Origin of the sequence: Pseudomonas sp. KSR10 (assembly GCF_022355455.1) — a bacterium.
GTDB classification, from domain to species: Bacteria; Pseudomonadota; Gammaproteobacteria; order Pseudomonadales; family Pseudomonadaceae; genus Stutzerimonas; species Stutzerimonas stutzeri_E.
In genome coordinates this window covers 13,246-38,408 of the sequence record NZ_JAKOEN010000025.1, presented here as the reverse complement: position 1 = coordinate 38,408, position 25,163 = coordinate 13,246, and the positions used below count along the sequence as shown (strand labels likewise).

The 25,163-nt window shown below is 61.6% G+C and carries 25 protein-coding genes; 12 read left to right on the top strand and 13 right to left on the bottom strand.

Annotated elements, in window-relative coordinates; all coding sequences use genetic code 11:
* Positions 1–60 precede the first annotated feature (60 nt).
* The 5 genes from MCB86_RS22170 to pnuC all read right to left on the bottom strand — a co-directional run bounded on the left by MCB86_RS22170 (position 61) and on the right by pnuC (position 5,734).
* Positions 61–1,542 (bottom strand): YdgA family protein, encoded by a 1,482-nt coding sequence (locus tag MCB86_RS22170; protein WP_239612175.1) that lies wholly within the window; start codon positions 1,540–1,542, stop codon positions 61–63.
* Between the two features lie 149 nt (positions 1,543–1,691).
* Positions 1,692–2,096, bottom strand: coding sequence for a hypothetical protein (locus MCB86_RS22165; protein WP_239612174.1), 405 nt, complete (start codon positions 2,094–2,096; stop codon positions 1,692–1,694).
* 369 nt (positions 2,097–2,465) lie between these two features.
* Positions 2,466–2,990 carry an AAA family ATPase gene (locus MCB86_RS22160; RefSeq protein WP_239612173.1) on the bottom strand — a complete coding sequence of 175 codons (525 nt, stop codon included), beginning with the start codon at positions 2,988–2,990 and terminating at the stop codon, positions 2,466–2,468.
* 76 nt (positions 2,991–3,066) lie between these two features.
* Positions 3,067–4,902, bottom strand: a complete 1,836-nt coding sequence (locus MCB86_RS22155) for an ABC transporter ATP-binding protein (protein ID WP_239612172.1) — start codon at positions 4,900–4,902, stop codon at positions 3,067–3,069.
* 268 nt (positions 4,903–5,170) lie between these two features.
* The gene (gene pnuC, locus MCB86_RS22150; RefSeq protein ID WP_239612171.1) at positions 5,171–5,734 is read right to left on the bottom strand and encodes a nicotinamide riboside transporter PnuC; all 564 of its coding nucleotides are present in this window, start codon (positions 5,732–5,734) and stop codon (positions 5,171–5,173) included.
* Between the two features lie 164 nt (positions 5,735–5,898).
* Between pnuC and MCB86_RS22145 the strand changes: the two genes are divergently transcribed.
* From MCB86_RS22145 to MCB86_RS22100, 10 genes are all read left to right on the top strand, one after another.
* The gene (locus MCB86_RS22145) at positions 5,899–6,309 is read left to right on the top strand and encodes a hypothetical protein (RefSeq protein WP_239612170.1); all 411 of its coding nucleotides are present in this window, start codon (positions 5,899–5,901) and stop codon (positions 6,307–6,309) included.
* 280 nt (positions 6,310–6,589) lie between these two features.
* Positions 6,590–7,759, top strand: a complete 1,170-nt coding sequence (locus MCB86_RS22140) for a patatin-like phospholipase family protein (protein WP_045160008.1) — start codon at positions 6,590–6,592, stop codon at positions 7,757–7,759.
* 158 nt (positions 7,760–7,917) lie between these two features.
* Positions 7,918–8,874 carry a sugar ABC transporter substrate-binding protein gene (locus MCB86_RS22135; protein ID WP_239612169.1) on the top strand — a complete coding sequence of 319 codons (957 nt, stop codon included), beginning with the start codon at positions 7,918–7,920 and terminating at the stop codon, positions 8,872–8,874.
* Positions 8,871–10,439 (top strand): sugar ABC transporter ATP-binding protein, encoded by a 1,569-nt coding sequence (locus tag MCB86_RS22130; RefSeq protein ID WP_239612168.1) that lies wholly within the window; start codon positions 8,871–8,873, stop codon positions 10,437–10,439. Before MCB86_RS22135 ends, MCB86_RS22130 begins: the two co-directional genes overlap by 4 nt.
* On the top strand, positions 10,436–11,419 hold the full coding sequence (locus tag MCB86_RS22125) for an ABC transporter permease (protein WP_239612167.1): 984 nt from the start codon (positions 10,436–10,438) through the stop codon (positions 11,417–11,419). Before MCB86_RS22130 ends, MCB86_RS22125 begins: the two co-directional genes overlap by 4 nt.
* Before the next feature lie 6 nt (positions 11,420–11,425).
* Positions 11,426–12,424 carry a LacI family DNA-binding transcriptional regulator gene (locus MCB86_RS22120; RefSeq protein ID WP_045160003.1) on the top strand — a complete coding sequence of 333 codons (999 nt, stop codon included), beginning with the start codon at positions 11,426–11,428 and terminating at the stop codon, positions 12,422–12,424.
* A 64-nt stretch (positions 12,425–12,488) separates the two neighbouring features.
* Positions 12,489–13,397 (top strand): ribokinase, encoded by a 909-nt coding sequence (gene rbsK, locus MCB86_RS22115; protein ID WP_045160002.1) that lies wholly within the window; start codon positions 12,489–12,491, stop codon positions 13,395–13,397.
* Positions 13,394–13,798 carry a D-ribose pyranase gene (gene rbsD, locus MCB86_RS22110; protein ID WP_045160001.1) on the top strand — a complete coding sequence of 135 codons (405 nt, stop codon included), beginning with the start codon at positions 13,394–13,396 and terminating at the stop codon, positions 13,796–13,798. The genes rbsK and rbsD overlap by 4 nt, the downstream gene beginning before the upstream one ends.
* A 349-nt stretch (positions 13,799–14,147) precedes the next feature.
* On the top strand, positions 14,148–15,059 hold the full coding sequence (locus tag MCB86_RS22105) for a hypothetical protein (protein ID WP_239612166.1): 912 nt from the start codon (positions 14,148–14,150) through the stop codon (positions 15,057–15,059).
* Between the two features lie 142 nt (positions 15,060–15,201).
* Complete coding sequence (locus tag MCB86_RS22100; RefSeq protein ID WP_239612165.1) at positions 15,202–15,363, top strand: hypothetical protein; 162 nt, start codon at positions 15,202–15,204, stop codon at positions 15,361–15,363.
* An 18-nt stretch (positions 15,364–15,381) separates the two neighbouring features.
* Here the strand turns inward: MCB86_RS22100 and MCB86_RS22095 are convergent, their stop codons facing one another.
* The 6 genes from MCB86_RS22095 to MCB86_RS22070 all read right to left on the bottom strand — a co-directional run bounded on the left by MCB86_RS22095 (position 15,382) and on the right by MCB86_RS22070 (position 19,821).
* Positions 15,382–16,071, bottom strand: a complete 690-nt coding sequence (locus tag MCB86_RS22095) for a class I SAM-dependent methyltransferase (protein ID WP_239612164.1) — start codon at positions 16,069–16,071, stop codon at positions 15,382–15,384.
* A gap of 438 nt (positions 16,072–16,509) precedes the next feature.
* Positions 16,510–16,998, bottom strand: coding sequence for a GNAT family N-acetyltransferase (locus MCB86_RS22090; RefSeq protein WP_239612163.1), 489 nt, complete (start codon positions 16,996–16,998; stop codon positions 16,510–16,512).
* Positions 16,999–17,205: 207 nt separating this feature from the next.
* On the bottom strand, positions 17,206–17,721 hold the full coding sequence (locus MCB86_RS22085; RefSeq protein WP_239612162.1) for a GNAT family N-acetyltransferase: 516 nt from the start codon (positions 17,719–17,721) through the stop codon (positions 17,206–17,208).
* Between the two features lie 84 nt (positions 17,722–17,805).
* Entirely contained in the window at positions 17,806–18,171 is a 366-nt protein-coding gene (locus MCB86_RS22080) for a glyoxalase superfamily protein (RefSeq protein WP_239612161.1), read from the bottom strand.
* A 255-nt stretch (positions 18,172–18,426) separates the two neighbouring features.
* Positions 18,427–19,425 carry an NAD(P)H-quinone oxidoreductase gene (locus MCB86_RS22075; protein WP_239612160.1) on the bottom strand — a complete coding sequence of 333 codons (999 nt, stop codon included), beginning with the start codon at positions 19,423–19,425 and terminating at the stop codon, positions 18,427–18,429.
* Between the two features lie 201 nt (positions 19,426–19,626).
* A complete protein-coding gene (locus tag MCB86_RS22070) occupies positions 19,627–19,821 on the bottom strand; it encodes a DUF2934 domain-containing protein (protein WP_045159995.1) in 195 nt (64 codons plus the stop codon).
* Between the two features lie 250 nt (positions 19,822–20,071).
* On the opposite strand from MCB86_RS22070, the gene MCB86_RS22065 reads away from it, so the two are divergent.
* A complete protein-coding gene (locus tag MCB86_RS22065) occupies positions 20,072–20,884 on the top strand; it encodes an AraC family transcriptional regulator (RefSeq protein WP_239612159.1) in 813 nt (270 codons plus the stop codon).
* A gap of 93 nt (positions 20,885–20,977) precedes the next feature.
* Positions 20,978–21,364: a cupin domain-containing protein gene (locus tag MCB86_RS22060; protein WP_045159992.1), complete on the top strand. Its 387-nt coding sequence runs from the start codon at positions 20,978–20,980 to the stop codon at positions 21,362–21,364.
* Between the two features lie 51 nt (positions 21,365–21,415).
* On the opposite strand, the gene treS is transcribed toward MCB86_RS22060, so the two are convergent.
* Both treS and pbpG read right to left on the bottom strand, forming a co-directional pair.
* Positions 21,416–23,485, bottom strand: a complete 2,070-nt coding sequence (gene treS / locus MCB86_RS22055) for a maltose alpha-D-glucosyltransferase (RefSeq protein WP_239612158.1) — start codon at positions 23,483–23,485, stop codon at positions 21,416–21,418.
* A 343-nt stretch (positions 23,486–23,828) separates the two neighbouring features.
* Positions 23,829–24,773, bottom strand: coding sequence for a D-alanyl-D-alanine endopeptidase (gene pbpG / locus MCB86_RS22050; RefSeq protein ID WP_239612157.1), 945 nt, complete (start codon positions 24,771–24,773; stop codon positions 23,829–23,831).
* Between the last annotated feature and the right edge of the window lie 390 nt (positions 24,774–25,163).

The window sequence follows — 25,163 nt, the reverse complement described above, 5'->3', positions numbered from 1 at the left end:
TTGGAATTGTCGTAGATGCAAAAAAGGCGGCTCGAAGCCGCCTTTTTCATGCTCGTTGAATCACTGGCCGAGCAGGCCGGCACCCTGTACCGAGCCGAAGGCAAAGCCGATGAACTCCTGGACGCTCATCTCGCGGCCATTGAAGGTCACCCGATCATTGGCGTAGTGCAGGGAGCTGATCAGGCGCTCGCCTTCCAGGCGGGACCAGCCCGAATCGATCGCCATGCTGCTGAACAGGTCGGTGCTGACGTCGGCTTCCTGCTTCAGCGCCACAGGGTCCAGCTGCCCTTCCTCCTGCCGACGCTGTGCGACGAGGCTGACCACATCGCGCACCAGGCCTTTGTCGATACCGGCGTCGGCCTTGAGCGATGCCAGCATGCTGGAGATCATCGCGTCGGGAGTGAACGCCTCTGCGCTCGGCTCACGCAGATCCACCACTATGGACAGGCGGGCCGCGCCGTGAGCGGTTTCGAAGCCGAACTCCTCGAGGGCCAGCGTGGGGTTGTGCTCGAGCAGCTGCAGCGCCAACGCCTGCAATTCCTGCTGCTGGGCATCGGTGATGTTGGCGATCGACTCCTCCGGCGTGGGGCCGCTATCGAGTATTTCTTTGTAGCGATCGACCAGCGCCTTGAGCTTGCTGCCCTCGAGGTTACGCAGGCCGAAAACCAGAGCCAGGTTGCGGAAGGTCTGCCCTTGCGCGTCCACCTGACCGACACGGTAGCCGGCCGACAGGTCGAGGCCGCGCTCGCCCTCGGCCAGTGCGGCGTCGAACGACGCGTCCTGGATGATCACGGCAGGCTCGTCACCGGCCTGGATCTCCATGCGCTTGAGGGTGATAGCCGACGGCCCCAGGGCGAAGCCATTGGCATCCTCCTTGTTGTCGACGCTCAGGCTGATACCGCGCACATTCATGTGTATCGGCTTATCGGCGGCGCTGTGTTGCAGGTTGACGTCGATTTCCGGCAGCTCGCCGTTCATGCGTACGGCAGCGGCGTTCTTCGCCGCTTCGAAATTGATCGTGGCGGACGAGACGCGAACCGCGCCGTCTTCATCTTCGAAATTGAATGCGGCCGAACGCAGATCGCCGTATTGGCGACCGTCGTAGCCGATGGTGGTGTCGCCCACCAGCGGGCTTTCGCCTGAAGCGGCATCGAACAGCTTTTCGGTCAGCGGTGTCCGCACGAGCTCGGCGTGGCTCTGGGCGGCAACCGGCATCAGTTGGCCGCGTGCCAAACGCGACAGAGGGAATGGACCATGCTCGAGCTGATCTTGCAGCAACACCAGGTAGTGCTTGGTGTTGCCTTCGTCATCAGGCACTTCGATGTCGACCTGATAGCGCGCCGAGCTGGACAGCAGACCGCGCTCGAAGCTGACCAGCTCCAGGCTGACGTCGGCACCAGCGCCGACTCCCATCTGGCGAAGCTTGACGTTGGCCTGGTCGACGGCATCGCGAGCAAGCGATTCGACCTGGGTGCCGGTGTAGAAGGTGGCGGCTCCGATGAGGGCCAGGGGTACGGCAACAGCGAGTGCGAGTTTTTTCATGAAAGCATCCTGTGCGGCGGCTGGGCAGACATCCTGTCAGCCGATAGTTGGCGAGCGGCGGCACTCTATCAGTGAGGCTGCTCGGGCTCCAGCGCGCCATGCAACGAGATGGGAAGGGTGAGAACCTGCCAGCAAACCGCGTCGCGTCGTCACCAGTGGTAGAGCCCATAGACGATCACGCCAAAGCCGAAGCCCATCTGCGCCAACAATAGCGCTCGGATGGCAAAGGTGTAGCTGATGACCGGGTTCTGTCCCAGCGCATCGTTGGCAAACAGCCGGTAGCTGGGCGGAAACTCGGACTCGATCTCCCGAAGCGCCGTGATGGTCAGCTGCAACAGCTGGCGGCTACGCGCATCGACGAGCCAGAACACCATGGCCAGCAACACGGTGAAGGCCCCCAGCAACACCAGCAAACCTGGCGAGAAGCCGCGCTCCAAGGCGGCCAGCACACCACCGTCGGCAAAGATCGCCAGCACCACGAAGAAGTTGAACCCACGCAGGCGCTGCTCGGCATTGAGCTTGAAATGCGCCCAAACAAACCCTCGACTTTCCACGCGATTCCCCTTATCGAAAGGCGGCATACCGCCACTTTGAACAGTAGACCCCGACCGTGGGATGGCGTTGAGCGAAGCGAAACCCATCGCCATCCCCGATGGATATCGCCGACTCAACCCAGCCAGAAAAATTTCAGCTCACCGTCTGTGCCAGCGGTGGGGATAAAAGGCGACATCCTCCCTACCATCTACCGTAGGGTGGATCACGCCTCACCGATCCACCGCTCTACACCACACACCCGCCAAGTAGGATAGCCCTGAGCACTGCGAAACCCATCGAGGCCACCCCAAGCGTGCGAGGCGGATGGACACTCACCCGTATACGCAGCACGTCAGCCGTCATTAATTCGCGTTTACGCGCGGAGCGACCTATTGCGCCAACAGCTCCTGAACCTGAACGACGGCCTGCTGCTCACGGCTAGCCCAGTCTCCAGCAATTTCTACGAACGGCTGCCGATGCTGCTGGAGCCAGCTGCGGCAGGCGTCATGAAAGATCCATCGCTGGGCGGCGTCCGGTTGGCAACGCTGGCCGTCCGCGTGCCACTCGGCGCCTTCGGGCGAAAGCAGGAGATGCTGGTTGTAGCGGCGCGCCAATAGTTCGGCTTCCAGCCACGCCGGGCAGCTGCCGAACAGCGTCTGGCTCCAGACCATGTTGCTCAGCAGGTGCGTATCGAGGATTAGCAGGCAGGGCCGCTGGATGCGCGCCGCGTCTTCCCAGGCCAGTTGGCCGCGGGCGATGGCCGGGATGTCAGCCAGGCAGGTGTCGCGCTGTTCGGAGTCGATGAAATGCCGGACGTACTCGCCCACCACCACCCCGCCGAAGCGCTGCTGCAGTCGCGCGGCGAGCCAGCTTTTGCCGGTCGATTCGGCTCCGGTGAGTACCAGCACCTTCATTGGCCCGCTCCCCTCGGCTGCCTGGCGTTTTCCCTGTCCATCCGTGAAGTCTTTCCCTCTGCCGTTACCGGTCCGTTCAATCCACGCCCACGAAGCCACCGGTCTGATGCTGCCATAGGCGCGCATAGAGGCCGCCGCGCTCGATCAGCTCGGTGTGGGTGCCGGTCTCGATTACCTGGCCCTTGTCGATCACCACCAGTCGATCCATGCGCGCGATGGTCGACAACCGGTGCGCGATGGCGATCACCGTCTTGCCTTCCATCAGGGTGTCCAGGCTCTCCTGAATCGCCGCTTCGACTTCCGAATCCAGCGCCGAGGTGGCTTCATCGAGCACCAGGATCGGTGCATCTTTCAGCAGTACCCGGGCGATGGCGATGCGCTGGCGTTGCCCACCGGAGAGTTTGACGCCCCGCTCACCGACCATGGCGTCGAAGCCCAGACCGCCCTGGCTGTCGTCCAGCGTGCCGATGAAGACGTCCGCCCGGGCCTTGCGGGCAGCGGCCCAGAGCTGATCGTCGCTGGCTTCGGGCTTGCCGTAGCGCAGGTTGTCGCGAATCGAGCGGTGCAGCAGCGAGGTGTCCTGGGTGACCACGCCGATGTTGGCGCGCAAGCTTTCCTGACCGACCTCGGCGACGTTCTGGCCGTCGATGAGGATCCGCCCGCTTTCCAGGTCATAGAGGCGCAGCAGCAGGTTGACCAATGTGGACTTGCCCGCGCCGGACGGCCCGACCAGGCCGATCTTCTCGCCGGGACGGACATCGATGCTCACCCCGCTGATCACCCCGCCGCGCTTGCCGTAGTGGAAATGCACATCGTCGAAGCGCACACCGCCCTGCTCCACCTGCAGCGGTTGGGCGTCTTCACGGTCGAGCACATCACGGGGTCGAACGATGCTCTTCATACCGTCCTGCACGGTGCCGACGTTCTCGAAGATGCCGTTGACCACCCACATGATCCATTCGGCCATGTTGTTGATGCGGATCACCAGGCCCAGCGCCAGGGCGATGGCACCGGTGCTGATCAGCGCCTCGCTCCAGAGCCACAGCGCCAGCGCGCCGGTGCCGACGATCAACAGGCCATTCATGCAGGTAATCGCGAAATCCAGGCTGGTGATGACGCGCGACTGTAGACGGAATTTGCCGAGCAGCTCCTGCATGGCCTCGCGGGCGTAGCTTTCTTCCTCCCGGGAGTGGGCGAATAGCTTGAGCGTGGCGACGTTGCTGTAGCCATCCACCACCCGTCCCATCACCTTGGAGCGCGCAGCGGACGCCGCCGCCGAACGCGCGCGGATACGCGGCACGAAGTACCAGAGTGCGGCGCTGTAGCCGACGATCCACAGCAGCAAGGGCACGATCAAACGCAGATCGGCGGCGGCGAACAGGTACAGCGCGCTGCCGGCATAGACCACCACGTGCCACAGCGCGTCGATCACCTGCATGGCCGAATCACGCAGCGACGAGCCGGTCTGCATCACGCGCTGGGCGATGCGCCCGGCAAAATCGTTCTGGAAGAAATTCAGGCTCTGCTTGAGCACATAACGATGATTCTGCCAGCGGATCAGGTTGGTCAGCCCAGGGTTGATCGCCTGATGAGTGAGCAGGTTGTGCAGGCCGAACACCAGGGGGCGGATGATCAGCGCCACGGCCGCCATCCACAGCAGCTCGTTACGATGCTCGGCAAAGAATGTCCGCGCATCGCTGGTCGCCTGGGCCATGTCGATCAACTGCCCGAGAAAGCTGAACAGCGCCACTTCGATCACCGCCGCCGCGAAGCCAATCACCAACACCGCGATCATCAGCGGCCACACCTGCTTCAGGTAGTGGGCATAGAACCGCAGCATGCCGCTGGGTGGTGCTACATCGGGGCTTGGCTTGAAAACATCGATCAGGTTTTCGAAACGGCTGAACAACATGGGGCACGGTCTGCTCTGGCGAGTGGGCGGGCGTATTGCGTGTTGCGGTCGGCAGATGGAATAGCGCAGCAAGGGGCGGTAGTTGTGTTTCGGTGGTGCCCATATGCTCTGGCGCGTGGGTTACAGCCGGAGGTTGGCAGTATGGGAGGCACGTGGCGCCTTAACAATGACAGCGGGACCACTGGCCTGTTCGGCCAAGCAATGTCGACGGCAGTCGGTATTACGGCCACCCAGCGCCACCCGGCCTGCCAATTCGGCGCCGCGGGCCTCATTGCACCGCGAACTTCGACTGCCGCCACTCATGCAGGCCCATCACCGCCAGCACAGTGAATAACCCGTACAACCCCGCAGTGAACCAGTATTCCTGAAACACGAAGAACGCCACAAAGAGCACGTCCACTGCGATCCACAGCACCCAGCACTGCCACCGCTTGAGTGCCATCCACAGCTGCGCCAGCAGGCTGAACGCCGTCAACGCAGCGTCCGGCCAGGCATAAGCCGCTTCGGTAGCCACGGTCATCAACAAACCCAGCCCGACACTGCCGAGCGCCGCCACGGCAAGGCCCACACCCATCTCCATCGCCGTCGAGCCCACCACGGGCCGGCCACCGCCCTGCCCGCCGCCCCACGTCCACTGCCACCAGCCATACAACTGCATGGCGGCAAATACTCCGTTGAGCAACACCTGCGAATACAACCGCGCTTCGAAGAAGAACCAGGCATACAGCAGTACCATCACCAATCCGATGGGCCAGCACAGCGGGTTCTGACGCACGGTGAGCCAGACGGCGAGCACGCCGAGGGTGGAGGCGATCAGTTCGAGGGTAGTCATGGGCTGATGAAAGAAAACGGGGTGCGCATGATACGGCAAGCGGTGGCCACTGATGCGGTACCGGGCTAGATACAAACGAGGCGGAGACTTCCGCGTGTTTTCCGATCTGCTACGCGAACCCTTGCCACCTGGCACGCCCGCCATCACCCTGCCGAAACGCTGACATGAACAAAGCCATTCTCGCTGTATGCAGCCTTCTCGCCGCGCTCGCCCTGCTCTTTGGCTGGAGCCTGAGCGAAGCGCTGAGCGCGCCGCCGTCGGTTTCGCAAGTCAGCCCGCAAGGTGGCCATCTCATCGAAAGCGTGCCGGTACAGGGCCTGCTAGCCCCTGGCGGAGGCCTGTCGTATTTGCGCATCGTCGACCGTGCGGACCGGTCGAAGGTATTTCGCAGCCCACTCTTTACCACGCACTCCGTGGACATGCGGGCAAGCGAGGACAGCCAAAGCCTGGGCGTGACCTGGATCGCCTTCGACAAGCGCACCCAGGGCTTCACCCTGAGCATCCCTCAATGGCGCCCGGACTGGCGCAACATCCTCTTCAGCAATACGTCCTACGAGGTCGTGCCGAACGGCTGAGCCACAAGAGAGGGAAGTTAAATTGAATGCAACAGGGTTGCATTCCATGCCGCGCGCCATGTCACATAGCCATGTCTGCTTGCAATACCCAACCCGATGGGCCAGCACAGCCGGTTCTACCGCACGGTAAGCCAAACGGCGAGAACGCCAAGGTACAGATGCACGGCCGACCGGCTTCAAGCCATTCGCGGTCTCAATCGTCATGTGATAAGTACCCCGGACCAAATCATTAGTTCTGGCGAGCCCAAGCGCTACCGGAAACCCCGAACTGGAATCGATGATGGCCGAGGACACTGTGAACAACCCCGGTACCACTGGGCTCATCCTCTCGGGTGGCGGCGCGCGAGCGGCCTATCAGGTGGGCGTGCTGTCGGCGATTGCCGATCTGCTGCCTGAGTCCTCAGACAACCCGTTCCCGGTGATCGTCGGCACCTCGGCGGGCTCGATCAATGCCGTCAGCCTGGCATGCGGCGCCCTGCATTTTCGCGAGGCAGTGGGGCGGCTGAGCTCCGTGTGGCGCAGCTTTCATACCGATCAGGTGTACCGCAGTGACTGGCCGGGTGTGTTGCACCAGGCCAGCCGTTTTCTCGGCCGCAGCGTGCTGGGTATCGGCAAGCAAGTGCCGGTTGCGCTGCTCGACAGTTCGCCGCTGGCCAAGCTGCTTGAGCGCGAGCTGGATTTTTCCGGTATCGCCGCGGCTATGCGACATCGGCAACTGCGCGCGATAGCGGTGACAGCATTCGGCTACGAGTCGGCCGAGGCGGTGACCTTCTATCAGGGACATGCTGCGATCGACCCATGGCTGCGCCATCGTCGGGTGGGTGTGCCGACCCGCCTGGCAATACCCCATCTGCTGGCCAGCACGGCCATCCCGCTGATCTTCGAGCCGGTGAAAATCAACCGTGAGTATTTTGGCGATGGCGCGGTACGCCAGACCGCACCGATCAGCCCCGCCCTGCACCTGGGCGCAACGCGTGTGCTGGTGGTCGGGGTCAGTGGCAACCCGGTGGGAGCTCAGGCCAAAACAGCGCCGATACCCAGGCCTGCCGGCACCATGCCAAGCCTGGCGCAGATCTCAGGGCACATGCTCAACAGCACGTTCATCGACAACGTCGAGACTGATATCGAGCTGCTGGAGCGCCTCAACCTACTGGGACGACTGGTGCCTATCGAACAGCGCAAGCGCGCCTATGGCCTGACGCCCGTCGAGGTGCTGGTAATTTCTCCCAGCCAACCGCTGGACAAGATCGCCGCTCGCCATCGGCGAGAGATGCCCGCGGCTCTGAGGCTATTCCTGCGTGGTTCGGGCGGCACGCGCGAAGGCGGCGGCGGGCTGTTGAGTTACTTGTTGTTCGAGCCCGGCTACTGCAGCGAGCTGATTGAACTGGGTTACCGGGATGCCATGGGCAAGAAATCCGAGCTCAAGGCCTTTCTAAAGCTCGATGTTTAGCGCACTTCCTAGCCCGCTGCTTCGCTAAGCACTCGCAGTTCTATTAACGACGAGTGGTGGCGCTACCTAATTTGACAAAATCCAGGCTATTTCATAGTTTTAGATACACGCAAACGTTTGCGTATCCAAAATAATGACAATAACCGTGGAGTTTTCCCATGCTCGGTCTCCGTCCTGCCCGTCTCTGCGCCGCCATTGCTCTCGGTGCCGCCGCCCTAGTCAGCCTCTCCAGTGCTCAAGCTGCCGAAGGTGAAACGCCTCAGGTGGCACTGGTCATGAAATCCCTCGCCAATGAGTTCTTCCGCACCATGGAAGACGGCGCCAAGGCCTACCAGAAGGAACATCCGGGCCAGTTCACGCTGATCGCCAACGGCATCAAGGACGAGACCGATACTTCTGCGCAGATCCGCATCGTCGAGCAGATGATCGTCGCCAAGGTCGATGCGCTGGTCATCGCGCCAGCCGACTCCAAAGCCCTGGTGTCCGTGATCAAGAAGGCCAGCGATGCCGGGATCAAGGTCGTCAATATCGATAACCGTCTCGATCCGGACGTGGTGAAAAGCAAGGGCCTGGATGTGCCCTTCGTCGGCCCGGACAATCGCAAAGGCGCGCGTCTGGTCGGTGAATATCTGGCCAAGAACAAGCTGAAAGCGGGCGATGAGGTCGGCATCATCGAAGGTGTGTCGACCACTACCAATGCTCAGCAACGCACCGCAGGCTTCAAGGATGCGATGGAAGCCGCCGGCATGAAGGTCGTCAGCGTGCAGTCGGGCAACTGGGAAATCGATCGCGGCAACGCTGTGGCCTCCGCCATGCTCAACGAGTACCCGAACCTCAAGGCGTTGCTGGCTGGTAACGACAGCATGGCGCTCGGCGCGGTATCGGCGGTGCGCGCGGCCGGCAAGCAAGGCCAGGTACAGGTGGTCGGCTATGACAACATCAACGCCATCAAGCCCATGCTCGAGGACGGTCGTGTACTCGCCACCGCCGATCAGTTCGCCGCGCAGCAAGCCGTGTTCGGTATCGAAGCGGCGCTCAAGCTGGTCAAGGGCGAATCCACCGATGCCAAAGACGGCGTCATCGAAACCCCTGTCGAACTCGTGACCAAGCCGTGAGCCAAGCGGTAGCCGGTGGCGAGACCGTTCTCGCCGCCAGCAGCATCGGCAAGACCTATGCTCAGCCGGTGCTAGGCGGAATCGACCTGCAATTGCGCGCCGGCGAGGTGCTGGCACTGACCGGTGAGAACGGCGCCGGAAAGAGCACGCTGTCGAAGATCCTCTGCGGGCTGGAGCAGCCCACCACCGGCTCGCTGAGCTTTCTCGGCCAACCCTATGCCCCGGCGAGCCGTCGCGAAGCCGAGCGCCTTGGCGTACGCATGGTGCTGCAGGAGCTCAACCTGCTGCCGACACTGACCGTGGCGGAAAACCTGTTTCTCGACAATCTGCCCAGCCGTGGCGGCTGGATCACCCGTGGTCGTTTGCGTGAGATGGCGCGCCAGGCCATGGTGCAGGTCGGGCTGGAGTCGGTGGATCCGGATACGCCTGTCGCGGCCCTGGGAGTCGGTCATCAGCAGATGGTCGAAATCGCCCGCAATCTGATCGGCGACTGCCGGGTACTGGTGCTCGACGAGCCCACCGCCATGCTGACTGCCCGCGAGGTGGACCTGCTGTTCGCGCAGATCCAGCGGCTGCGCGAAGCCGGCGTCGCCATTATGTACATCTCTCATCGCCTGGAAGAACTGGCAAAAGTGGCGCAGCGCGTCGCCGTGCTGCGTGACGGCCAACTGGTGGCGGTGGAAGCCATCGACCGCTACAGCAGCGACGAGCTCGTCACCCTGATGGTCGGCCGCGATGTCGGCGAAGCCATCGACCTGGGTGAACGCCCGATCGGCGCGCCCTTGTTGCAAGTCGATAATCTCACCCGCCGCGGCAAGGTGGAGGATGTGTCGCTCACTGTGCGCGCCGGGGAAATCTACGGTATTTCCGGATTGATCGGCGCGGGCCGCACCGAGCTGCTGCGCCTGATCTATGGTGCCGATCGCGCCGACAGCGGGCAGGTCTCGCTCGGTAACCCGCCCGTGCCGGTCCAGGTGCGCTCCCCCGCCGAAGCTGTACGCCACGGCATCGCGCTGATCACCGAAGACCGCAAGGGCGAAGGCCTGCTGCTGAGCCAGCCCATCGCCGCCAACCTGGCACTGGGCAACATGCCGGCCGTCTCACGCAACGGGCTGATGCGGCCAGCCGCGGAACAGGCCCTTGCCCAGCGGCAGATAGATTCCATGCGCATCCGGTGCAACGGGCCGCATCAGGCGGTGGTCGAGCTGTCCGGCGGTAATCAGCAGAAGGTCGTCATTGGCCGCTGGCTGGAGCGCGATTGCCGCGTGCTGCTGTTCGACGAGCCCACCCGTGGCATCGACGTCGGCGCCAAGTTTGAGATTTACCGCCTGCTCGGCGACCTGGCGCGCCAGGGCAAAGCGCTGGTGGTGGTGTCCAGCGACCTGCGCGAACTGATGCTGATCTGCGACCGTATCGGCGTGTTGTCCGCCGGCCGCCTCATTGAAACCTTTGACCGCGACGACTGGAGTCAGGACCGTCTGCTGGCTGCCGCATTCGCAGGCTACCGCAGCCGCGAAGCCATGCTCGGCGATGTCGCGCCCCCGTTACAGGAGCTTTCCCAATGACCATTTCGTCCGCCACGCCTGCCGCCAAGCGCAGCGGCACGCACCAGGGCCTGGGCACTTACCTGGGCCTCGCTGGCGCGCTGTTGACGATGATCGTGCTGTTCTCGTCCTTGAGCAGTCACTTCCTGTCCTACGCCACCTTCACCACCCTGGCCAACCAGATCCCCGATCTGATGGTGCTGTCGGTGGGCATGACCCTGATCCTGATCATTGGCGGCATCGACCTGTCGGTGGGTTCGGTACTTGCTCTGGCGGCGGCTGTGGTCAGCGTGGCGATGCTTGGCTTTGGCTGGGGCATCGTGCCGTCGGCGCTGCTCGGCATGGCCTGCGCCGCATTGGCCGGCACCGTGACCGGCACTATCACTGTCGCTTGGGGCATCCCCTCCTTCATCGTCTCCCTCGGTGTGTTGGAGATGGCGCGCGGCCTCGCCTACCAGCTTACCGACTCACGCACCGCCTACATCGGCGACGCCTATGCCTGGCTGTCGACGCCATTCGCGGCGGGTATTTCCCCCGCGTTCATCATCGCGCTGCTGGTGATCGTCGCAGCGCACCTGCTGCTGACCCGCAGCGTGTTCGGCCGCTACCTGGTGGCCATCGGCACCAACGAAGAGGCCGTGCGCCTGGCGGGCATCAACCCTAAGCCGTACAAGGTCTCAGTGTTCGCGCTGATGGGCCTGCTTGCTGGCCTGGCCGCACTCTTCCAGATCTCCCGCCTGGAAGCGGCCGATCCGAATGCCGGCTCCGGCCTGGAGCTGCAGGTGATCGCTGCCGTGGTGATCGGCGGCACCAGCCTGATGGGCGGGCGCGGTTCGGTGATCAGCACCTTTTTCGGCGTGTTGATCATTTCCGTACTGGCGGCCGGGCTGGCGCAGATTGGCGCCACTGAACCGACCAAACGCATCATCACCGGTGCGGTGATCGTGGTGGCGGTGATCCTCGATACCTACCGCAGCCATCGCGCCAAGCGCAGGGGCTGAAGGTTCATGGCCACCATCAAGGACGTCGCCGCGCGCGCCGGCATTTCCTACACCACCGTTTCCCACGTGGTGAACGGCACACGGCCGGTAAGCGACCCGGTGCGGGAAAAGGTCGAAGCCGCCATATCCGAGCTGGGCTATGTGCCCAGCGGCGTGGCGCGCTCGTTACGCGCACGCGCAACCGGCACCCTTGGGTTGCTCGTGCCGAACGCCAGCAACCCCTATTTCGCCGAACTGGCACGGGGCATCGAGGACCATGCCGAGCGCAACGGCTACAGCGTGATCCTGTGCAACTCCGATGACGATATCGACAAGCAGCTACGCTACCTGCGGGTGCTGGTGGAGCGTCGTATCGACGGTCTGATCGTCGCCACCGTGGCCAGCGACACGGCGTTCGCTCAGGCGCTCGCCGGTTTGAAAGTGCCGCTGATGCTGGTCGACCGCTCCCTCGATGGCGTCACGGCTGACCGCGTGCAGGTCGACCATGAACGCGGCGGCTTTCTCGCCACGCAGCACCTGCTCGAGCTGGGCCATCGCCGTATCGCGTGCATCGGGGGGCCGGCCAGCACGCAAGTCGTGCAGCTACGTGCGGCGGGGTATCGCCGCGCCCTGGCAGGCGCCCGCGTGGAACCGCTTCCCGTAGTGGACTGCGCCTTCACCAGCCCCGCGGGATATTCCGCTGCCCTGGCCCTGCTTGCGGGTAAAGCGCCGCCGACCGCGATCTTCGCCGGCAACGACATGATCGCCTTGGGTGTGCTGCGTGCCGCGGCGGAACGAGGCGTTCGCGTGCCGGAGCAGCTATCGGTGGTGGGTTTCGACGATATCGAGGTCAGCCGCTACCTGTATCCCGCGTTGACCACGGTCGGCCAATCCATCGGCCAGCTTGGTGAAACGGCGGCCGCGCGCCTGCTCGCGCGCATCCGCGAGCCCGAGCTGAGCGCCGCACATCAACTCGTCGAACCCACCCTGGTGCTGCGTGAATCCAGCGCGGCACCAGCGGCTTGAACGGCGCCACCGGTTGAAGAGCCATGAGCCGTCTGCGTATCGCCGCGAAAGAGGAACAACAGCAATGCAAGCAAAGGTAGTTGTGGTGGGCAGCCTGAACATGGACCTGATCGTTCGGACCCCTCGCCTTCCCGTCGGTGGCGAAACCCTCGCCGGCCACGGTTTCGCCACGGCGCCCGGCGGCAAGGGCGCCAACCAGGCTGTCGCCGCCGCGCGCCTGGGCGCCGATGTCGCGATGATCGGTTGTGTTGGCGATGACGCCTACGGCGCTGATCTGCGCGCGGGCTTGATGGCCGAAGGCATCGATTGCAGCGCGGTCATGAGTGCGCCCGGCGTCCCCACCGGCATTGCCACGATTCTGGTGGACGATGCCGGCCAGAACGCCATCATCATCGCCGCGGGCGGTAACGGGGAATTGACGCCGGAGCGTCTGGCCGCTCACGATGCATTGCTGCAGGCAGCCGATATCGTCATCGCGCAGCTGGAAGTGCCGCTGCCGACCGTCGAGACCACGCTGTACCGGGCCCATGAACTGGGCCGCACGGTCATCCTCAACCCGGCGCCGGCCACCGGCCCCCTGCCCGCTCACTGGTACGGCCTGGTGGATTACCTGATCCCCAATGAAAGCGAGGCCGCGTTGCTCACGGAAATTAAGGTCGACTCGCCGCAAAGCGCGCTGCTCGCAGCACACAAGCTGTTGAGGCGTGGCGCAAGACGCGTACTGATCACCCTTGGCAGTCAAGGCGTGCTCTACGCCGATGCCACACGTCATCTTCATCTGCCCGTCGACCCGGTTGTGGCAATCGACACCACCGCGGCCGGCGATACCTTCGTCGGTGGCTTCGCCGCGGCCCTGGCGGCCGGACAGCCACTGGAAGCGGCCATCGGCCTCGGTCAGCGAGCGGCTGCGCTGGCCGTCACCCGTCCGGGTGCGCAACCCTCCATCCCCTACCGCCATGAGCTGCCCACATGAAGAAGACACCCCTGCTCAACGCCGCCCTCTCCGCCGCCATCGCCCGACTCGGGCATGGCGACATCATCGTCATCGGCGACGCCGGCATGCCGGTTCCGCCCGGCACACCCTGCATCGACCTGGCGCTGACGGCCGGCGTGCCGGATTTCGCCACCACCTTGCAGGTCGTGCTCAGCGAAATGCAGGTGCAGGGTCATCTACTGGCCCGCGAAACCCTGGAGGTCGCGCCTTCGGGGCTCGGCGCCATCGAGGCGCTGTACGCCGCCGGCGAACTGGGCGAGCGCCAGCTGGTCAGCCATGACGAACTCAAGGCCGCATGCGCCAAGGCTCGTGTGCAGATACGCACCGGAGAATGCCGGCCCTACAGCAATATCGGCCTAATCGCAGGCGTGACGTTCTGAGGATCTATCGGTGCCAGCCAACGCTGGCGCTGCCGTTTCTTGCACCGCATCTGGTTTTGATAGGTATGTTGCCGCTTACAAGTAGTGCGGAGGTAGCCGACCGCAACGCAACGCAGCGCGTGGCCACATGTCATTCGGATCATGAAAAACGTGGTCTGCCCCCCCTATTGCCCGTCCCCTATTGCCACACAGGGGTGTCGATGACCGAGACGCTATGTGACTTCCATCCCGGTGCAGTGGGACCTTAAAAAGTTCGCGAGGGCTAGGTTGCAGCAGTGCAAACCTAGCCTATGCTCCGGTAAGCGTTTTGCTGTCGCTCACGGCCTAGCTTATGAAAAGGGACTTCATAATGAAGACAGCAATCGTTCCAGCACTCTGCATTCTACTGATCACTACCGGCTGCACCCCCGCACGACTTTCCACACGAACCCTGGAGGCTGAAGAAAGGGTTATTACTGCCGTGGACCGAAAAATCGGCAAAAACAGCGTCACAGAGCGCATCGTCTGCCCTGAACCTAGCCCCGACGCACTCAAAACCATAGCGGCATCCGCGAGCGCATCGAAGCAGAACATCGCTGCCATTGCGGCTACCTATGGCGAGTCGGCAGCGAACATTGGGCTGCGAACGCATTCGATACAACTGCTACGCGACCAGCTTTTCAGCATCTGTCAGGCGTACGCCAACGGCGCTATCTCTCCCAACACATACAAGATGTATCTAACCCGAAATCAACGAAACACTGTAGCCATCATGGCGATCGAGCAGCTGACCGGGATAGCTCATGGACCCAATGTCGTCCTGGCCTCGTCGAGCTCAGCGGACCAGGGCAGAGACCTGCTTGAACAAACCAAACAGCTGAACGACGCAGAACAGAAATACGCTGCATTGGACGCCAAAACTGACGAAGCAAAAAACCTCCGCACAACGATCGACGCGTTAAAGCTGAAGCTTGAACAGGATCGCGCATCACTCGTAAGCACATCAGCTTCGGCGGTATCGAATGCAGTGCCAGTAGTCCAACTGAGCCCGGATGCCCTCGGAAAGGTAGCTTCTTCAGTCGAGAACATCGCGAAATCGGTTATTGATGTTAACGATTTCTTCTATCTATGCTTTGATTCGTACGCCGACGAATCAACCCCAGACGAGCTCAAAGCAGCATGTAAAGCTACGTTTCACGGCAGTACTACAGTCAAGGTCGACCCGACTGAAAGTGGACCTACAGTTAACATAACCCTACCGCCGACAGAGGGGACAAAATAGGTAACTGGGCGCAGAGACAACAAGCCCAACCGAGCAACATTCACGCCTCAGTTTAAATACCAGCAAGCGCAAAGGCACATGAGTTCCACTACCGCTGGACGATGGCAAGGTGAGAGCACACCCGGAGAATGGAGAACAGCCTATGGTGGTGCTAGACGGTCAGCGCAACCTGTACAACTATCAACGAGGGCCAGCCAGCTTGGATGTGATGCTCCTCATCGATGAAAGCCCCTTCGCGCTGCTGTTCGGCGAGCGGACCGGGCAAAACAAGTCGGCCGCTTCCAGCGGTGGCATGCCCGGCTAGTTACACAAGCCTGGCCCCCTACTTCCCGGCGGCGACCGCAATCCAGCCACGAAATGAAAACGCCGCATAAAACAGCGCGACATCACTGAACCCCGCCTCACGGAGCAGTGCTTCATCCTCCTCCGGCGCGAGCAAAGGCAGCCGCTCGTTCATCGCCTTACCCGTAGCTTCCGCTTTTGCCCAATCGATGCCGCTGTGGTCGCCGAAAGCGACCGAGCGTGTCATCCAGCGCTCAGGGTCTGGATCGGGCGCCGAGTGATGAGCGATCACAAGGTGCGCGCCCACTTTCAGGCGACGACGGATTTCCCGCAGCGTGTGCAACCGCTCGCTTCGGTCGAGGAAATGCAGCGTGAGAAGGCAAGTGGCGCCATCGAAAGGGCCAGCCGGTGCCTGATCAACAGTGCCCTCCAAGAGCTCGACGCGATGCGCAAACGGCAGGACGGCCTGGCGCGCAAGGTCCAGCATGGCAGACGCTGGATCGACGCCTGTGAAGCGCCAGCCGGGCCGAGCCTCGGCCATGGCCTTCGTTTCCAACCCGCCGCCCGCCCCGATAACGAGAATGTGCGTCTCGTTTGGCGCCTGCTCGGATAACAGCAAGGTCGTCATGCGATGGAGATCGGTCAGTCCAGGCACCTTACGCGGCGTGTCCTGCGCATAGGTCGCGACTGCAGCCTTATTTGCAAAGGGCGATCGGTTGTCCTGGCTCATGGCCGTTTACCGAAACTTAACTTCGAGCATATCTGGTCATGCATAGTGCTTCCTTGAGCGTATAACGGCTTGTTGGCTAACGTGCTGAGGCTGCCCAGTTCGCGGCGTATAATTCAAGACTGCCTTATTTTTAGTATCTTTTGAAGTTACTTTAGCAGACGTTTTAGCAAATATCGCTCTGGTCGGTGCCGCCGCGCACAGGAGCAGGCAGACACTGACCGCATGGAAAGTTCGGAAAACGGAACAGGTGCGTTCTTGAAGCGAGCCATTGCCAGAAATAGCCCTGCCCCCTTTCCGTTTCGCTTGTCAGCTTCCAGGGCGTCGCGCCCCATCCCTGACGTATTTTCAGCACTTACCAGCTCCGCCTCTGCGGTAAATAGACAGTACTCTGCGATACCCCTATACATAAGACAAAAGTGTTCCGTAACAAACAAACGACTAGCAGCTTTCTCTTTCATTACCCTCCTTGGCCCCCAAATAACGCAGCGTGAGGCGCAGCATGTCGAAGTGCTGTATGCCATCCTCAAAAAGAGGCTCGGGATAGTGTTTGATAAAAAAATCGTGGTCAACGCGTGTCACCCGGAAGCCGTGCCGCTGATAGAACGCGAGCTGATAGCCAAACGTGCCGGTGCCCACCTCTAGCTGCCGCGCGCCGCGTGCGCGGTAGAACTCGATGACCCATTTCAAGAGCGCTGCGCCATGACCCGCCCGCTGATGGTCGGGGTGAATGGCGATGCTCATCAACTCGTACGTCTCGTTGATAAGCGGCTGCACGACGCAGGCCCCAACCACGCATTCGCCCGCCAGCACAACGAAGCACTTCGACAGTGAAAGATAAGAACGTATTTTGTCTTCAGAGGGGTCTGCCAACAGCAACAACTCCATGGGAGCCTTTGATGCCGGGATTTCTTTAATCAGTAGCGACATACTGCTATCAGCCGTCTAACCATGCCGTTATGTGTGTACTGCGGTGATGGTGAGTGAACATCAGCGCTCCTGCGATAAATGGGAAAGGGGGACAGATCTATTTAGCGCACAGAAAGATGTACGAAATAAATAAATCTGCCCCTTTTCTTATCAAAGGGCGGGCTTTAGCCCGTCCCAGTGAGCGAAGCGAACGGTTTAAACCATTTGTTATACGACACTGTTTAGCTCTATAGTCATGGGCTGCACCAAAAGTGGTGAGCCAGCTCTCAACTCTTCAAGCTGTCCCGCAGCGATAAAACCAAATTTTTTATACAAGTTAACTGCCGCTTCATTGCTTGTTGTGACGCCAAGTGCCATAAGGCTGCACCCTCTGCCTAAAGCCCATGTTTTAATTTTAAGCAGAAGGGATTTTGCTATGCCTTTACCCCTAAGCTCTGGCGAGACCCACATTTGATAGATATGTGCGACTTGCAAGTTCGGCTTGTGTATAAAGCCCCAAGCAATACCTACCGGCTGGCCCTTGAGCTCTGCGATTAATGGCAAAGCATCAACATCACGAAATTTAAGATCTAAGCGTGATCTCCATTCCGCATCTGACAATACGGCTTCCTGATCATAAATTGAGCCAAAATAATCAGGCGATTCTTTTAAAGAATTTAGTCTGGCTAATTTGTATAACTCCCATTCATCCGGAGTTATTATTTTAATCTCAACCTCATTCATTTTTAGGCCGTATTGTATAACGTTTGGTTAAGGGGCGGGCTTTAGCCCGTCCCAGTGAGCGAAGCGAACGGTTTGAACCTGTTGTTATGTATTGGCTGGCTCATTAAATAGCACTTTATTTGAAAAAGGGTCCGTTACCGTAAAGCAACGATCACCCCATGGAGCCTGCTCAATTTCCGGTTTACTGTACTTATACGGCCGGGAGGTAACCTCATGATAGAGGGTTTCAATGTCACTTACGTTGACAAAAACCTTACTGCCAGGAGTGCAGTCGCCCGAATGTTCGCTGAGATGAAATACAAGATTTCCTTTTGATACCTGCATGTATATCGGTAAATTGGCCTCGAAGCGATGCTCCCAATCTAGGTTCATACCCAAGAATTCGAGGTAAAACTCTTTTGCTTTGCCTTCATCGAAAATTCTCAAAATAGGTATTGTTTGAAATTTCATGATCGATCCTTGATTACACATAACTATAATTAGACACCAATTGGTGTATAAGACGCCGGACGGGCGTGGTGTATAACATTCCACCATCGCCAGGCTGAGCTGCTCTAACACAAGTGCTGCGGCGTTATCGGCGCCCGTCCGGCGTACCCCTTTCAGCTCACCAGTTGATTGCACGAGATTCTGCGTACATCAGAGTTGCGAAACACCGCAAGCGTTGCTCCTGCGGTGCGGGCGCTTGCACCTGACCGCGAAGGATTACGGCGCAACCTTCAGCATGATCTTGCCGATGTGCTTGCTGCTTTCCATCAGCCGGTGCGCTTCGGCGGCTTGTTCGAGGGGATAGGTGGCGTGGATTACCGGGTGGCATCGGCCCTGGTCCAGCAGCGGCCAGACCTTGTCGTGCAATGCCTTGGCGATATCTGCTTTTTCTTCGCGACTGCGGGGGCGCAGGGTCGAGCCGGTGAAGGTGAGGCGCTTGCGCATGATTGGCGAAGTGTCGAGTTCGACGCGGCTGCCTTTGAGAAAGGCGATTTGCACCAGGCGGCCTTCCACGGCGAGGGATTTGATATTGCGAGGAATGTAGTCGCCGCCGACCATGTCGAGGATGACGTTGACGCCGTCGCCATCGGTGGCCTGCTTCAGCACGTCGACGAAATCTTCTTCGTGGTAGTTGATCACCCGATCCGCGCCGGCGCGGCGGCAGGCGTCGGCCTTTTCGCTGCTGCCGACGGTGGTGTAAACGGTGGCACCGAACTGTTTGGCCAGTTGAATTGCTGTCAGGCCGATGCCGCTGGAGCCACCATGCACCAGGAAGGATTCACCGGGCTGCAGGGCACCGCGCTCGAACACGTTGCTCCAGACGGTGAAGTAGGTTTCCGGTAGCGCGGCCGCTTCCAGCAGTGACAGCCCGGCGGGCACCGGCAGGCAATGTTCGGCCGGGGCTACGCAATATTCAGCGTAACCACCTCCCGGTGTCAGCGCGCAGACCTGATCGCCCAGTTTCCAGCCGTTCACTTCGTTGCCGAGCGCGACGATTTCCCCTGAGACTTCAAGGCCGAGCAGGGGCGACGCATCCGGCGGAGGCGGGTAGCTGCCGGAGCGCTGGAATACGTCCGGCCGGTTGATCCCGGCGTAAGCCACCCGTATCAGCACATCGTGCGGGCCAGGCTCGGGGACCGGTCCTTCGGCCAGCCTCAGGCATTCGGCGTCGCCGCCTGGACGATGCTCTACATGACGCATGGTTTGTTCACTCATGGATTGCCATTCCTTTCAAAGACCAGATAGCGCATTCGCCTTAACGAAGGCGGCTCGTCGTGACACGGTAGTGCCCAGCAGCCACAGCGCCAACCCCCAGGTGGGGTCGGCGTGGCCTCAGGGGTTTCGGTGAGATGACGGCCGGCCTGCGCGGATGCGGTCAAGATAACGGCAGACCGGCGTCTACTTCGATGGGTGATTTCATTCCTCCGTCCGTTTCGGCATCGGGATGGCGACGCTGCTTTCCACGCTGCCGGCCAGCGGGTCGCCTTCCTTGTAGAAGGGTTCGATCTCGTCACGGGCCCGCATCCAGTATTCGACATCCTGTCCCTCGGGGCGGCCAGCGGCCTCCCAGAGCTGATAGGCCCGTTCGCGTATGCGTTGCTCGTCGCTCATGTCTGTCACCTCTCTGATTGAACCGGCTCCAGCCGGATATGCAGGGCCGTCTTGGACGGAGCTCCTGTTCAGGAGAGGCGGCCGGTTCGAGGTTGGTTCCAGCTTTTCCTGTCGTAGCCGACGAATCGACCTGCGCTGGCAGCTAACGAGAATGGAAGCTGCTTGCCGCCGGTGAAAGCAGACGAGCCGCAAGACCTAGGCCACCTCGATGGGTATATTTCAGCCTTGGCTCTCAGGATGGCCTTGTTCGATGAGCACGACCCACACCGACCGCGACTGGCTTGCCCGCGCCACTCCATCGATGAAGATGGAGCGCATCGAGGCCTATTTTCGCGGGCACGGCTATACGCCCCATCGACACGACACCTACGCCATCGGCCATACACTTGCGGGCGTGCAGAGCTTCCATTATCGGCAGTCGAAACGGCATAGCCTGCCGGGCGGCACCATCGTGCTGCATCCAGACGAGATCCACGATGGCGAGGCGGGCACCCGGGCCGGATTCCATTACCGAATGCTGTACATCGAGCCGTCGTTGATCCAGAAGGTGCTGGGAGGCGAGCCGTTGCCTTTCATCGCTGGCGGGCTGTCACGGGATCCTCGGCTGTTTTCGGCCACCCGACGCTTGCTGTACAGCCTGGACAACGCCCTAGATCCACTGGAAGAAGATGATGCGATCTATGACCTGGCCCAGGCACTCAGGCTCGCCGCCGGCACGCATCGCGGCCGTCGTGCGATCGATTATCCCGCGGCGGAGCGGGCACGCACGTTCATCCATGACGCCCTGGAGAAGGCCATCACGCTGGATGATCTGGAGCGGGCAAGCGGTCGCGATCGCTGGAGCCTGTCGCGGGACTTCCGTGCGCTGTATGGCACCAGCCCGTATCGCTACGTCACCCAGCGGCGCCTGGCAGCGGTGCGCACTCGGCTGCTAGCCGGCCAATCGCTGAGCGACGCGGCGCTGACCAGCGGGTTTTTCGATCAAAGCCACATGACCCGTCTGTACACCCAAACCTTCGGCATCTCGTCTGCACGCTGGCTGAAGATGCTTGCGAGCCGGTAGCGGCCGCAGACGGAACTTGCACGATCATGCAAGACGGGCGTCGGAGGCAACACTAACGTAGTCGCCTACTCCGCAACGAGAGCGAGCCACGCCATGACATCCCAAGCGACACCCACCCGCTATACCTCCATCAACTTCGCCGAAAAATACGCACTGTTCCACGAGCAGTGGGCGCCGAAAGTCGTGGCCGAGATGAACGACTACCAGTTCAAAATCGTCCGGCTCGAAGGCGAGTTCGTCTGGCACAGCCACGCCGACACCGATGAGACCTTCATTGTGCTGGAGGGCGAACTGGTCATTCATTTTCGCGACGGTGAGGTAACCGTGGCGGCGGGCGAGATGTATGTGGTGAAGAAGGGCGTGGAGCACAAACCCAGCGCCGCGCGGGAGACCAAGCTGTTGCTGATCGAGCCGCGGGACGTATTGAACACCGGCGATGAAATCAACGAGCGGACCGCCGTGAACGACGTCTGGATCTGATCACTTTGCACCGGCCGCGACGCGAAGCATTTGCGCCGCGGCCGTTCACCATTACAGCACCGGGGACGCAGCACTCACCACACGCAGGGCTAGCCCCTCATAAGGGTCGAGGTTGAAGGTCATCTCGCCGTTCTCGGTCAAATCGCCTTCGACGCTTTCGTGAATGATGTCGACCACCGGACCGGGCGCGATGCCAGGCAGCGTGATCGTCTCGCTGACGATCTCGGCGCTGAAGTTCAGCGCTGTGATCTGCACGCCCTTGCCGGCGGGCAGCTCGTGCACCATGACCAGCAGCCCCGGAGCCTGGACGTCGGGAATCAGGATCTGCTTGCTCGCGGCAATGTCGTAGGCGCGGCGGACGCTGAGGATGTGCTTGAGCTGGCAGGCGAAGGAGCCCGGAGTCTTCAATTGTTCCACCAGGCTGCCATAGAGCGAGCGCGCCTTGGGCAGCCCCTCGCTGGACGTCTCGGCTTCGGGTGCGATATCGGCCAGGTCGTAGCCGCCGCGGTGCAACCAGCGGGTATCGCCGTCGCCCATCAGGTGCTCGACCTGTTCGGCCTTCAGGGGCAGGGCGCCGACCAGGTCCCAGCCGGAGAGGGCGAACACACCGGGCTGCATGGCGTTGAACATCACCAGCAGGATGTGCAGGCGCTGAATCTGTTCGATGTCGGCCGGCTTGATGGCGTCCAGGTCACGAATGCCAAGCGCTGCGGTGATCACGCTGACCGTGGTGCAGGACACGCCGTTGGTGACGAATTTGAGGTTGTAGGGCGCGTGCTCTCCGGTCAGCCGCTCATACATTTCCTCGCGGATGTGCTCGCGAAGAATGCCGCCGGACAGGGTCTGGCCGTGATAGTGGTAATGGTCGTAGGCGTGCAGCGTCCAGAAGTGCACCAGCTCCAGGGTCAGCTCGTCGTGGTTCTGCATGGCGTGGATCAGTGATGCCGGGTCGATACCGAACGCGTGCACCTCGCGCAGCATCAGCCGCAGGAACTCGGTGTCGCCGGTGAGCAGGGCGTGCTGATAGGCGGGGCGGGTAATGAAGTCATAGGACAGGTCGGCGCCGCCGTGGGACATCGAGGCGATATCGTCGATGGTCAGGTTCAGCTCCTGGAAGCTGAAACCGCCGGCCTTGCGGATGGTGCTGGCGATCAGTTGATTACCGGTCACCGACAGCGGATGCCCCTCGGACCAGGCGGTGCCCTCGGCGCGGCGCTCGACACCGAGGAAGCCGTTGGCATCCAGACGCAGCACGCGCGCGCCGGAGATGTCGATGGCATGCAGGGCATCGCCGATGATCAGTTGCTGGGCGGCGAAGGTCGGGTCCAGCCAGTTCAGCGAAGGCTGGCCTTCCTTGAAATAGTGCAGATAGACCCAGCGCCGACGCTTGCCATCGACGCCGGTGACCACGCCGGTGGCGCTCCAGTCGGTGTCCTTGATGCCGGGTTCGAAGAAGATCACCCGCTGCAGCTGACCGACGATGTAGTGCTTGTCCTTGAGCTGGTCGACCACGATCGGCGAGAGGTTGACCGAGTCGCGCCCCTTGGGCACGTCGGGCAGCAGGGGCCAGTCCTCCTCGTTGATCTCGACCATGTGGTAGAGGCCCGGATAGTCGCCGTAGGCCATCTCGGCGAGGCGGAAGTCCGCGCCCTTGCCGGTATGCGCGGGCACGATGTCGTCGATGACGATGGCGTTGTGCGCGGCGGCCATGCGGCTGAGCTGCAGCATCTCGGCCTCGGTGCCGAGGTTGGGGTCGATGTCGAAGCTGATGCGGTCGAAGTTGCCATCGATGGTCGGCGTGAACTCGCGACCACGCAGGCCGCCGGAGCGCTTCATCGGGCCGTTGTGAATGCCCTGCACGCCGAGTTCGGACAGCGCGCTCCAGAGGCGGTCGTCACCCAACGCTTGCAGCACCGAGCCGCCCTCGGGAGTGATGATCGCGGCGGGGTAGGCGGTGAACCACACAGAGGAAATCGCGCTCGCGTCGCGCGGCCGCGCCTGGGCGTAGGGACGCTGCCAGAGCCGCGCCTGGCCAGCATAGAGGCGGGCCCGCTGACGGGCTGCGTGGAGCATGGATTGGCTTTCCAGCCATTCGATGTAGGCGTTGTCTGGTGTGCTCATAACGACGTTGGGTTCCCGGTGCGCTGAAGGGGAAGGGTAGTCGTTTGAGTCGAACGCACCGGCATCGTTGCATCGATCGGCGTATCGATGTCTGGAGGTGCCGTAGCAGGGCGGCTTACATCTCTCTCACCCTTGCGAATCGTCGTGTGTAGGGTGGATGTCGCTCTTTACATCCACCGTGACGGTGCTCGGTGGATCGGTGGGGCGTGATCCACCCCACGCCGCTTCGACCATCCCAGCCGGCAGCAGCGTGGTGTCGGGGCGATAGAAGCGGGCGGCTCGCCTTACAGCAGGCTCCGCGAATGAAGTCGCAGGCACCGAGGCCCCATCGTCCTGCGGTGCTTCAGCGCGCGCCGGCGACCACCGTAGCCGAATTGTCCGGCTGAGGAGTCAGCTGCCGCTTGGCCATTCTCTGCTGCTTGTAAGCCAGTGCGGCGGGCGCCACCGGGGTGGTCTTGCCGGTCTCCAGCCATTTCTTCAGACGGCTGGCATCGGCCATATGGGTGTACTTGCCGAACGAATCCAACACAACGAAGGCCACGTCGCGACGGTTCATCACGGTACGCATCACCAGGCAGTGGCCCGCGGCATTGGTGAAGCCGGTCTTGGTCACGTGAATGTTCCAGTCGGGCTTGCGTACCAGCGCGTTGGTGTTGCGAAAACCCAGCGTGTAGTTGGGCTTGCGAAAGGCGACGGTCTTTTCCGAGGTGGTGCTGAACTGCTCTATCAGCGGATAGGCCTGGCTGGCCTTGAGCAGCTTGACCAGATCGTTGGCGCTGGACACGTTCTGCTCGGACAGGCCGGTGGGCTCGACGTAATGCGTATGACTCATTCCCAGCGCCCGGGCCTTGGCGTTCATGGCCTGAATGAAAGCGTTGTAGCCACCTGGATAATGGTGCGCCAGGCTCGCCGCGGCGCGGTTTTCCGACGACATCAGCGTCAACAGAAGCATCTCGCGCCGGCTGATTTCGCTGCCGATGCGCACCCGTGAATACACGCCCTGCATTTCCCGCGCATCGCGAATGGTAATTGGCAGGCGCTCGTCGAGCGGCGGCTTGGCGTCGAGCGCGACCATCGCGGTCATCAGCTTGGTGACCGAGGCAATCGGCACCACCAGGTTGGGGTTGCTCGAATAGAGCACCTCGTTGCTCTTCAGATCGATCAACAGCGCGCTGCCGGACGCCAGCTCCTGCTGGGTGGTCGCCTTGGAAGCAGCGATAACGGAAGGAGTCAGGATGACGCTGCTGCATGCGAGCAGCAGACCGAGAATGGATTGGCGAAATTTCAAGATGAACACCGATGAATTGGCAGTGAAAAAAGACGCGCCCGAAGCCTACGAACGCGACGCGCATTATAGGTAAACCCAGGCCACGCATAAGGCCCCTGCAGCGTTATATTTCGGCTCGTTCAGGGCCGTTTCGACCCGTTCCGTACAAGCCGTTTCGCTCGTTGCCCAGATTGGCGCCCGGGTATCCGACTGTGCTGAGCGGGCCCAGGGCGCTGCGTTCTGAGTGTAGAAGAACATCGACTGCTGCGCTTTCCACACCCTCCGAGCCGATACAGCGAAGCCGCAACACGAAACGACCGTGGCGGCCTCTCCCCGGCTATCGGCAGCGATGCGCGCCGAATCAATCAGCCCGACGGACGGGAACCCGTACGCCTGCTGCTGGTCCGCTGC

Coding starts and splice junctions, on each gene's coding strand:
- MCB86_RS22170 (WP_239612175.1), bottom strand. CDS start 1,542: ATGAAAAAACTCGCACTCGCTGTTGCCGTACCCCTGGCCCTCATCGGA.
- MCB86_RS22070 (WP_045159995.1), bottom strand. CDS start 19,821: ATGAGCGACGAGCAACGCATACGCGAACGGGCCTATCAGCTCTGGGAG.
- treS (WP_239612158.1), bottom strand. CDS start 23,485: ATGAGCACACCAGACAACGCCTACATCGAATGGCTGGAAAGCCAATCC.
- MCB86_RS22105 (WP_239612166.1), top strand. CDS start 14,148: ATGAAGACAGCAATCGTTCCAGCACTCTGCATTCTACTGATCACTACC.
- MCB86_RS22090 (WP_239612163.1), bottom strand. CDS start 16,998: ATGTCGCTACTGATTAAAGAAATCCCGGCATCAAAGGCTCCCATGGAG.
- MCB86_RS22060 (WP_045159992.1), top strand. CDS start 20,978: ATGACATCCCAAGCGACACCCACCCGCTATACCTCCATCAACTTCGCC.
- MCB86_RS22085 (WP_239612162.1), bottom strand. CDS start 17,721: ATGAATGAGGTTGAGATTAAAATAATAACTCCGGATGAATGGGAGTTA.
- MCB86_RS22155 (WP_239612172.1), bottom strand. CDS start 4,902: ATGTTGTTCAGCCGTTTCGAAAACCTGATCGATGTTTTCAAGCCAAGC.
- MCB86_RS22160 (WP_239612173.1), bottom strand. CDS start 2,990: ATGAAGGTGCTGGTACTCACCGGAGCCGAATCGACCGGCAAAAGCTGG.
- MCB86_RS22125 (WP_239612167.1), top strand. CDS start 10,436: ATGACCATTTCGTCCGCCACGCCTGCCGCCAAGCGCAGCGGCACGCAC.
- pnuC (WP_239612171.1), bottom strand. CDS start 5,734: ATGACTACCCTCGAACTGATCGCCTCCACCCTCGGCGTGCTCGCCGTC.
- MCB86_RS22080 (WP_239612161.1), bottom strand. CDS start 18,171: ATGAAATTTCAAACAATACCTATTTTGAGAATTTTCGATGAAGGCAAA.
- MCB86_RS22075 (WP_239612160.1), bottom strand. CDS start 19,425: ATGAGTGAACAAACCATGCGTCATGTAGAGCATCGTCCAGGCGGCGAC.
- MCB86_RS22065 (WP_239612159.1), top strand. CDS start 20,072: ATGAGCACGACCCACACCGACCGCGACTGGCTTGCCCGCGCCACTCCA.
- rbsK (WP_045160002.1), top strand. CDS start 12,489: ATGCAAGCAAAGGTAGTTGTGGTGGGCAGCCTGAACATGGACCTGATC.
- MCB86_RS22145 (WP_239612170.1), top strand. CDS start 5,899: ATGAACAAAGCCATTCTCGCTGTATGCAGCCTTCTCGCCGCGCTCGCC.
- MCB86_RS22095 (WP_239612164.1), bottom strand. CDS start 16,071: ATGAGCCAGGACAACCGATCGCCCTTTGCAAATAAGGCTGCAGTCGCG.
- MCB86_RS22135 (WP_239612169.1), top strand. CDS start 7,918: ATGCTCGGTCTCCGTCCTGCCCGTCTCTGCGCCGCCATTGCTCTCGGT.
- MCB86_RS22120 (WP_045160003.1), top strand. CDS start 11,426: ATGGCCACCATCAAGGACGTCGCCGCGCGCGCCGGCATTTCCTACACC.
- MCB86_RS22100 (WP_239612165.1), top strand. CDS start 15,202: ATGGTGGTGCTAGACGGTCAGCGCAACCTGTACAACTATCAACGAGGG.
- rbsD (WP_045160001.1), top strand. CDS start 13,394: ATGAAGAAGACACCCCTGCTCAACGCCGCCCTCTCCGCCGCCATCGCC.
- MCB86_RS22140 (WP_045160008.1), top strand. CDS start 6,590: ATGGCCGAGGACACTGTGAACAACCCCGGTACCACTGGGCTCATCCTC.